At 48.3% G+C, this 9,126-nt stretch carries 9 protein-coding genes and 2 tRNA genes; 9 read left to right on the top strand and 2 right to left on the bottom strand.

Annotation, left to right across the window (positions count from 1 at the left end; translation table 11 throughout):
* Positions 1-183: 183 nt before the first annotated feature.
* Positions 184-266: transfer RNA gene (locus ACE3MQ_RS23535), tRNA-Leu, on the top strand.
* Between the two features lie 194 nt (positions 267-460).
* Here ACE3MQ_RS23535 and ACE3MQ_RS23530 read toward each other — a convergent pair.
* Positions 461-1,318, bottom strand: a complete 858-nt coding sequence (locus ACE3MQ_RS23530; protein ID WP_379397340.1) for a Cof-type HAD-IIB family hydrolase — start codon at positions 1,316-1,318, stop codon at positions 461-463.
* A gap of 182 nt (positions 1,319-1,500) precedes the next feature.
* Between ACE3MQ_RS23530 and ACE3MQ_RS23525 the strand changes: the two genes are divergently transcribed.
* Together ACE3MQ_RS23525 and ACE3MQ_RS23520 are read left to right on the top strand one after the other, a co-directional pair.
* Positions 1,501-1,818: an AzlD domain-containing protein gene (locus tag ACE3MQ_RS23525; RefSeq protein ID WP_379397338.1), complete on the top strand. Its 318-nt coding sequence runs from the start codon at positions 1,501-1,503 to the stop codon at positions 1,816-1,818.
* A 14-nt stretch (positions 1,819-1,832) separates the two neighbouring features.
* Positions 1,833-2,534, top strand: coding sequence for an AzlC family ABC transporter permease (locus ACE3MQ_RS23520; protein WP_379397336.1), 702 nt, complete (start codon positions 1,833-1,835; stop codon positions 2,532-2,534).
* Positions 2,535-2,552: 18 nt separating this feature from the next.
* Here the strand turns inward: ACE3MQ_RS23520 and ACE3MQ_RS23515 are convergent, their stop codons facing one another.
* Entirely contained in the window at positions 2,553-3,194 is a 642-nt protein-coding gene (locus tag ACE3MQ_RS23515; RefSeq protein ID WP_379397334.1) for a nitrogen regulation protein NR(II), read from the bottom strand.
* Positions 3,195-3,416: 222 nt separating this feature from the next.
* Between ACE3MQ_RS23515 and ACE3MQ_RS23510 the strand changes: the two genes are divergently transcribed.
* The 6 genes from ACE3MQ_RS23510 (at position 3,417) to ACE3MQ_RS23485 (ending at position 8,989) form a co-directional block, all read left to right on the top strand.
* Positions 3,417-3,779 carry a helix-turn-helix domain-containing protein gene (locus tag ACE3MQ_RS23510; protein ID WP_379397332.1) on the top strand — a complete coding sequence of 121 codons (363 nt, stop codon included), beginning with the start codon at positions 3,417-3,419 and terminating at the stop codon, positions 3,777-3,779.
* Positions 3,780-3,840: 61 nt separating this feature from the next.
* Positions 3,841-3,923, top strand: a tRNA-Leu gene (locus ACE3MQ_RS23505).
* A gap of 278 nt (positions 3,924-4,201) precedes the next feature.
* The gene (locus ACE3MQ_RS23500; protein ID WP_379397330.1) at positions 4,202-5,920 is read left to right on the top strand and encodes an alkaline phosphatase; all 1,719 of its coding nucleotides are present in this window, start codon (positions 4,202-4,204) and stop codon (positions 5,918-5,920) included.
* A 98-nt stretch (positions 5,921-6,018) separates the two neighbouring features.
* Positions 6,019-6,723, top strand: coding sequence for an ABC transporter ATP-binding protein (locus ACE3MQ_RS23495; RefSeq protein WP_379397328.1), 705 nt, complete (start codon positions 6,019-6,021; stop codon positions 6,721-6,723).
* Complete coding sequence (locus ACE3MQ_RS23490) at positions 6,720-7,946, top strand: ABC transporter permease (protein WP_379397326.1); 1,227 nt, start codon at positions 6,720-6,722, stop codon at positions 7,944-7,946. The genes ACE3MQ_RS23495 and ACE3MQ_RS23490 overlap by 4 nt, the downstream gene beginning before the upstream one ends.
* Before the next feature lie 14 nt (positions 7,947-7,960).
* The gene (locus tag ACE3MQ_RS23485; protein WP_379397324.1) at positions 7,961-8,989 is read left to right on the top strand and encodes a hypothetical protein; all 1,029 of its coding nucleotides are present in this window, start codon (positions 7,961-7,963) and stop codon (positions 8,987-8,989) included.
* Positions 8,990-9,126 lie beyond the last annotated feature (137 nt).

Here is a 9,126-nt window from a genome sequence, read left to right as displayed (position 1 = left end):
ATCCCCTACGGGTCACCACTTTTGTTATAAGCTTCAGTAGGGTGAGAATCCCTTGGGGGTTCGTCGGAGCATAGGCTTCGATAGGAATGCATCGCAGTCTCGAACGAAGAGAGAGTATCCCCTACGGGTCACCACTTACTTAAAAAGCTTCAGTAGGGTGTGAGAAGCTTAACAACTTCATATGCGGTCGTGGTGGAATGGCAGACACGCTATCTTGAGGGGGTAGTGGGTGTATACCCGTGGAGGTTCGAGTCCTCTCGACCGCATTCATAACACAGAGAAGAACCTTGCGGGAGCAGGGTTCTTTTGAATTTATACATCTAATTATATTTAGGATTACATAAAATAGTCAGCCTATCATACCATCAAAGATAATGAGGATTAACCATTGGAAAATCAGAACACCCTCGCCCATGCGAAGGTGTTCTTTGTATAGAGGCGAAGATAAATAGCTTTCAATCTACAGATCGAGAAGCGTGTTTAAGGCATAGGCTACTCCGTGCTCGTTATTGCTGCGTGTCGTAAGAGTACTCAAACGTTTAATCTCTTCGACAGAATTGCCCATGGCTACACTGGTTCCAGCGACTTGGAACATGGAAATATCATTGTAGTTATCCCCAATGACAATCGTATCCGCCATCTCGATGTTGTAGTATGAAGCAAGAAATTGAAGCGCGCTGCCTTTGTCCGTTTCAGTGGAAATGACTTCTAGCGTATGATTAGCAGCAGCCGTAGTATGAACGGATTCCTGCTGGCTGAAATGCTTGTCGATAAGACTAAGCTTTGCATCGTCATACGTAAAAATAAGCAATTTATAGATAGGAGTTCCGGCGCGCAAAACTTCACGGGGATCATCAATATGTTGGATACCGAATTGCTGGAACTGGGCTAGGATGCTTTTTCGCAGCGTGTTGATATCCATATCCGGATTAGCGCTAACTAGAATATCCATCTCGGCTTGGAGCTTACTTTGTCCCCCAAAAGGCGTATAGATTTCCTCGGGGCAAAAAATTTCGAAATACACGTCCTGCTCCATTAAATAATCTATGGTTTCTACAGCGACGGAATGGGGTATCGGAGTCTCCATTAAAAGCTGTCCACGTTCATCATGTACAGCGGCGCCATTCGATGAAATAATCGGAATAGATATTTCGTCACCGATAATCCCATTAACGTCAAAACGGGCTCTACCCGTGCAAATCGTTACTTTGTGATCAGTGGCGGACAAAATATTACGTATGGCCTGCAGGCCCTCTACACTCGGTTTACTCTCTGCCGTAAGCAATGTTCCGTCTAAATCGATAGCAATTAACTTCATTTATATAGCCTCCCTATAGCTTGTTCTGAGGTTGCTTGCTAAGAGTATAAAATATGAAATTGATTTCAGGTCAACATAGGAATAATATGATATTATTAATTATCAGTTAACCGGGCGGAATACCGATAATTAGTAACGTGCCAATCGAATCATAAAGACAACTTTAGAACAGGGATGAGTTAATGGAATCTCAACTTTTAATTATTCTCCTTATAGGAGCAGGAACTTATTTATTTCGTGCAGGTTCGCTTGTGCTTGGAAGCCGCGTGCAATGGTCGGAGAGAACCAAGGAGTGGCTGGCTTATGTATCGCCGGCGGTTCTTGGGGCTTTGCTTGGCCCTTTACTGTTATTGAACGAAGGACAATGGGTTCCAATCCAGGATAATACGATGCTCTTAGCAGCGTTCCCGACGATGGCAGTGGCCTGGTGGTCGCGGCGATTACTGTTAACTGTCGTGTCTGGCATCGCATTTTACGCCATAATATATTACTTCATGTGACAGGAGATACAAACATGAATCGACGAGATAGGATTGCTTTAGCATTAAGGGATGCCTTGCCTATAGTATTGGCTTATTTTCCCCTATCCATTACTTTTGGTGTTTTGGCGGCAGCTAGTGGGGTGCCCTGGTACATGTCTGTATTCAGCTCTGTATGGATTTACTCCGGGGGAGCACAGTTTATGCTCATCAGCATGATTGAAACAGTTGCTGCTCCGGCGACAATTATTGTTACGATCCTTCTGGTAAATATGCGGCATGTCTTGTATGGTGCCACAATGGGGCCTTACTTAGCGGATTGGCGTGAACCATTAAAATGGCTGGCAGCGATCGGATTAACGGATGAGAGCTTCGTTGTGACCTCTAACCGTGCGGCCGCAGGCGAAAGTCTTACACCTTCATATTATTTAACATTTGCGCTGTCTGCATACGGATCCTGGATTGCTGGAACGCTAGTCGGTGCGGGACTCGGTGGAATTGTCCCTCCTGAAGCGGCCTCTGTGCTTAGTTTTGCGCTTCCTGCGCTGTTCTTGGCTTTATTGTTTGGCGGTGAGCGTACTTTTTCGCATCTGTTAGCAGCTTGCACGGGGGCAGCATTGGCTACGCTGGCAGGATTATTGAATTTAGGCGGAATCGGTCTCATAGTTGGTGGGATTGTCGGAGCAACGGCAGGACAAATGCTGGGCAGAAAAAGAAGCAGGCAGATTAAATCTTAAACGTCATGAGCATGGTCATTATTCTTCATCGTCTGCTTGGTCAAGGAAGGAAGAATACTTTGGGTACAATGCACGGATGCAGTCCGGACAAATATCATGGGTAAATTCGGCATGGGTGTTCCTAACCAAATAGCTCTCAATATTATCCCAATGATTATCTTCATCCTTGATCCGCTTGCATACGGCACAGATCGGCAGCAGCCCGCGCAGCGTTCGAATTTGTGAAATAATTTCCACTAGCTGGAGTTCGAAGCGTTTATAGCGTGTCATATCCATACAGCTAAGAACTACACCACTGATTTGCAAACTATGCTGGTCGATCAGCGGGATGACCTCCAATTTAAACCATAGGGTCTCTTGCGATAGAGATAAATGGAAATGGAATTCCTTGCTGTAAGAAGAACAATCACCGTGGAGGATGTTATTCAATTGAGTGAGGAACATGGGAGCGTTTGGGCATATCTTGCGGTTGTCTGGATCATTGAGAAAATCGATAAGATTCATTCCAGGACGATCCCAAATAGGAGACAAGCCTAGTTGTACAGCCTTTGACGACCAAGTTGGATTGACATGACATATAGTGCCCTGTGCATCAGTAATAGCAAGGCCTTGGTTTAAGGATTGAGCAGCGGAAATCCATAAGGTTGGATCATGGGTCATCACGAACACTCCTGTCTACTATATAAATAAAAAAATATTGCATCGTATTTCATCATAGTAATTCAAGGAAGTGAGGAGCAGGTGAGGTCTATGATATAATGAATCTGGCAGGAACAACCAGTACATAGAAGTAGTATAATGAAATTATACTCGCAATCACGTAATTTTACAACAATAATGACTTAAATGCGTAACTATTTGTTGTGAAGGAAGGTAGGAGACTTGTCCATTTACGAAAGAATTGAATGGCTCATCAAGAGCAAAGCGATGACCAAGAAGGATTTTTGTCAGACGCTGGGAATAAGTACCGGCAATTTGGGCGACTGGAAGCGAGGCAAATCCTCACCCGGCACGAATAAACTCATCGATATTGCCTCTTACTTCGACGTAAGCTTGGATTGGCTGATGACCGGACGAGAGCGGCAGCAGGAAAAGATTTTCGAACGCAGGGAGGAATATGCTGTCGATGAAATGGATTGGATTCGTTTGAGCGGCCAATTGACCAATCAAGAAAAAGCCTTTATTAAGGAATATTTGGAGTTTACTGAATATCGCAGGCAGATGAAGAAAAGGGGAGGAAAATAATAACACTTTACTTTTGATGCTTGCAGCGATATAATAAAAAATGTTCGTTTCAAACAAATGCGCGGTCGTGGTGGAATGGCAGACACGCTATCTTGAGGGGGTAGTGGGTGTATACCCGTGGAGGTTCGAGTCCTCTCGACCGCATATACAAACGATGGAAAGCCATCTCATGAGTAGATTAGATCTACTGGTGAGATGGCTTTTTTATTTTTACCCAACGATTGATGATACCGGGATACTGTCCGGGAGCCTATGCTCGCATATTGGGTCAGTGAAACTGTCTCCATAAAAAGTACGTTGATAGACGTTTTTCTAAGTGAATTGATTTACAAGTTTAACACTGGGACAACAATGAATTGACATTCCCTTAAAGATCAGGAATTACACTCGTATTAGTTCTGAACATTTTGGGAGGGGATCTAGTGAATAAACTATTGAAGGGCCTGGCAATCGGAGGGCTGGCGCTTTCCGTTGTTTCTGCCGGAACGTTGGCTGCAGCGAAGGAGAATGCTTCGGGAGCCGGAAATGCGAACGGGCAATCAAAAAATTTGATCGTCCTGATCGGAGACGGCATGGGGCCGGCCCAAGTATCGGCGGCACGTTATTTTCAGCAATATGAAAATAATGTGAACAGCCTGAATTTAGATCCGTATTATGTTGGACAAGCGACGACTTATGCAGATCGCGGCGAAGACGGCGGCCAAATCGTCTCCGGGATCGTTACGGATTCAGCTTCCGCAGGAACAGCTTTTGCAACGGGCCATAAAACTTACAACGCGGCAATAAGCGTCTCCAACGAGGACGTATCCAAGCCGTTTGCCTCGGTGCTTGAAGCGGCTGAGCTCAGCGGCAAATCGACAGGTCTGGTGACAACCGCCCGCATTACCCACGCTACTCCGGCGGTGTACGCTTCACATGTCCGGAGCCGTGACAATGAGAATGCGATAGCATCCCAATACCTGGATAGCGGGATTGATGTGCTGCTTGGCGGCGGTGAATCCTTCTTCGTGACGAAAGAGGAGAAAGGCAAGCGGAGCGATAAAAATCTGCTGCCGGAATTCGAAGCCAAGGGCTATCAAATTGTGAAAACGGGGCAGAGCCTGAACAAGCTGTCCGCCAAGGATTCTAAAGTACTGGGGTTGTTCGGAAGCTCTCACGTTGCTTATGTGCCGGATCGCTCAACCGATACGCCGAGCTTGGCCGAAATGACCTCGAAGGCCCTGGAGATTTTGTCCGCAAACGACAAAGGGTTTGCCATCATGATTGAAGGCGGACGCATTGACCATGCTGGGCACGCGAATGATTTCCCGACGATGGTACAAGAAGCGCTTGATTTTGATGAGGCCTTCAAAGTTGCCATCGAATTTGCCAAGAAGGACGGAAATACGTCGGTCGTAGTTACAGCGGATCATGAGACAGGCGGTCTCTCCTTGTCACGCGACAACATTTATGAGTTGAACGTGGACTTATGGAACAAACAGAAAAATTCGTCCGAGAGCCTGGTGACGGCTTTGAATGAAGCCAAGACGATTGCGGATGTGAAAAAAATCGTCGCGAACAATACTTGGATTACGGATCTGACGAATGAGGAAGCGCAGTATATTCTTGATGGGGACGGCTCCTCCTACAAACGTGAAGGCGGGTATAATGCCGTAATTTCCAAACGTCTGCTTGTGGGCTGGTCGGGTCATGGGCATTCCGCTGTGGACGTGGGCGTGTGGGCTTACGGGCCGATCGCCGATAAAGTGAAAGGTCAAATCGACAATACGCGGATCGCTACCGCAAGCGCTGAGGTGCTCGGTGTTGATCTGCAAAAAGCGACGGCCGATCTGCAAGCGAAGCATCTGTACCCTAAGTTCAAAATTAATCGCAATAATGAGGTGCTCTATCCGGCTAAAGCCTTGGCCGAAGCGATCGGCGGAAAGTATCAGGCAGCAAGCGGAACAGCTACAATTAGCGGCAAGGGCGGAACGATCGCTGTTGATCTGAACGGAGAGACGGCTAAGCTGAACGGGAATGCATCCTCTATTTCCGTAGACGTTGATAATGATGTGCTATATCTCCCATTAACGGCGTTCAACCAAATATCGGGGCTAACGTTGAAATGGGACGCCTTGTCTGAGCGGATTGTGTTGAAGTAGCAATTAACGCGTTAATGGGGATGCCCATGATATAAAGTCGGGAAACAGGGGATATCATTCTCCTGTTTTCCTGTATTTTAAGACGGGAGGCAAGTGACATGCTGCATATTCATGGGGTGAAGAAAGGATTCCATGTCGGAGGGAGCCATATTCCGATTTTGGACATACCGCAGTGGAAGGTCAGCCGGGGAGAAAAATTAGCGATCATCGGCCCAAGCGGGTCAGGAAAAAGCACTTTGCTGCATGTGATCAGCGGCATTCTCCGGGCAGATCAAGGGGAGGTGCAAATCGATGGGCAGCAGCTTCATCGCATGACTGAATCAGCAAGGGACGGCTTTCGGGCTAGCCGCATCGGCTATATCCTGCAGGACTTCCATCTAATCCCCTCGTTGACGGCGAGACAAAATGTTGAAATTGTGATGCCCGGCAAAATGGGATCCGCCGAACGACGGGATCGGGTCGACAGTTGGTTCGAGCGGGCGCGGCTGGGTGACCGCAGCCGCCACTTACCCTCGCAGCTGTCCAGAGGGCAGCAGCAGCGGGTTGCCATAATTCGGGCGCTGATCAACGAACCCCCTCTTGTGCTGGCGGATGAGCCTACAGGCAGTCTGGATTGGGAAACTGCGGATGAAGTAACCGGCCTATTGCTCGAGCTCTGCCGCGGAGAGCAGCACACGTTAATCGTCGTAACGCATGATTTGAATATGGCGGATCGATTTCCAAAACGCGTCCATATTAGCGAAATTAATGCCATTGACGGAGTAAAGCGCTTGGCTGGCGCCGGGAAGGAGAGGGCGATATGAGCTTTTTTCACCTGATCATTCGAAATATACTCCATCGGAAGTTCTTATCCCTCCTCACCGTTCTCTCGGTTACGGCTACGGTGGCTTTTGTCCTGCTTCTCTCATTATCCAGAGCCAGTGTCGAACAAGGAGCCAGGAAGGGGTACGGCCCCTTTGATGTCGTGGTGGGCGCACAGGGAAGCCAGACCCAGCTCGTGCTGAACACTTTTTATCATGTAGGCGCTCCAGTCGGAAACATTCCCGAGCATACGCTGGAGTTAGTCCTTGAGGACAGCGGAGTCGAGAAAGCCTTCGCTATAACGACGGGCGATAATTACAACGGTTATCCGATTGTGGGAATTGATCCGGCATATTTTGTGACCCGTTATGGGGATCAGAAGCTGCAGGACGGCACCTTGTATAACAATACTGGCGAAGTGGTCATTGGGGCTTATGTAGCCCGGATGCTTGGACTGCAGGTAGGAGACACCTTTACGGGGGCGCACGGACTGATCGAAGGCGGGCATCATGCGGGCGCTGCCGGCGGGGAGCATACCGAAGTCTCTGACCACGAAGAGGATGAACATGAAAGCTTCACTTACACCATAAAGGGAATTTTGCCCGCCTTGAATACACCGGATGATCGAGCGGTCTTCACTACCCTCGATTATGCTTGGGCCGTTCACGGCCAAACGCCGGAAGCCAGAGAGATTACTGCCATTCTGGTTAAGCCGGCAACTTTGCTGGGAGCGCAGGGGTTGAAGACAAAATTAGAGAGCGTGTCGCAAGTTCAAGCTGTTTATACGAGCAAAGCTGTTGCGGATGTGGTGAATCTTGTGGATCAAGGGTCGGAAATCATCGAGGTCGTGACGCTGCTTTGCGTAATTTTGGCAGCAATATCGATATTGCTGTCGCTGATCGCAGCCGTCAATGAAAGAACGAAAGACGTAGGACTGCTGCGTCTGCTTGGAAAATCGAAAAGCTATGTTCTAATGACATTGGTCGGCGAAGGGCTCTTTGTAACAGCAGCGGGGCTTATATTAGGGATTTTTACCGGACATGTGGTGAGTTATATTTTGAAGGATGCATTGTTCAATTATGCCGGAATCCAAATTACGCCCTTTCAGTGGAGCAGCGAGCATCTCATGATTGCAGCGGCTACGATGCTGGTCGGAGCAATGGCCTCCCTGGGCCCGGCTCTCCGCTTGTATCGAATGGATTCATTGTCATTATTCAAAGCGTAAGGAGGTTGTTCGGATTGAAAAAAATAATACGGGTTCTCCCGCTTCTACTCACTATAGGCTTACTGCAAGCATGCGGACAGAAAGAGCTTGCCACCGAGCCGCCGGGATCATTTGCAGCGGCTGCAGGAACCCATCGTTATGCTGCGCCTGTAGCGGCAAACTCAGCGGATCAGTTGAAGCCGGACTCCAAACGGCCTGATCAAGCGGAGGCTGCGCTGACTCAGGAAGCGGTTATGGAGTCGTCAGCAGCGGAAGAACTGGAGGAAGGTAACGATGAGCCGGGCGGGCAAGCTGCGAGTCCGGACAATGTCGCTCCAGCTCCACACATTTCCAAGGATGGCAAAGAGCAAGCGGGAATGCAGAAGCCATCTGCGACAGAAGCTAAAGCAGCCGACAAGGCGGATGGGGGAGTCCAAAAATCTTCTGCGAACAAATCGGGTGGCGATATAATAGAGCCAGATGCTAAGAAAGCAGCCGACGATAAGTCGGAACCATCTGAAAATAAAGCAACGGGCAGTCCGGTGGAAACCTTCAACAACCAAGCCTTAGAGGGTAAGGCGAAGAAGGCTGCCGAACAGACTGCAAGCAAAGCCGAACTCAATACCGAGACCGGGAAACCCGCCGTACCCAAGAAGGAGAATAAGACACAAACGGCAGAGGGAAGTACGAAATCTGGGCCTGAGAGGATCGGATGGTCGGAATTTTTTGACGGGGATGATCAGACGACGCCTTCCGAGCGCTTTTGGGATCTTAGCGGATCGACAGTGACGATTAAGGGATTTATGGGCGAAGTACTATCCTTCGAGAAAAGCTGGTTTCTGCTCATTCCCGAGCCGGGTGCCGAGTGCCCGTTCGATAACGGAGATGAGACGTATTGGAATAAAATCATGATCGTGTTCGTGCCCGATGATGTGAAGTTGAGATATAAATCGGAGCCGCTGCAAATTACCGGACGTCTTGACGTAGGCATTAAAATCGATGAATCGGGATATAAAACCATGTTCCGCCTGTATGATGCTTCCTTTAAAGAAATTAAATCATAAGGGCTCAGCCCATCGCCATATGTCATGTATGTGGCGATGGGCTGGTAGTCATGAAGGGCTAAACATTTATAACGCAATCGCCGCACCCAGCGCTTCGGTGTTTCAAAGCAGACTCTTTGCTTTAAATGGACAGTGAC

This window comes from Paenibacillus lentus, assembly GCF_042714055.1.
GTDB classification, from domain to species: domain Bacteria; phylum Bacillota; class Bacilli; order Paenibacillales; family Paenibacillaceae; genus Fontibacillus; species Fontibacillus lentus_A.
The sequence above is the reverse complement of the archived record's forward strand: the minus strand, read 5'-3'. Positions and strand labels throughout refer to the sequence as shown.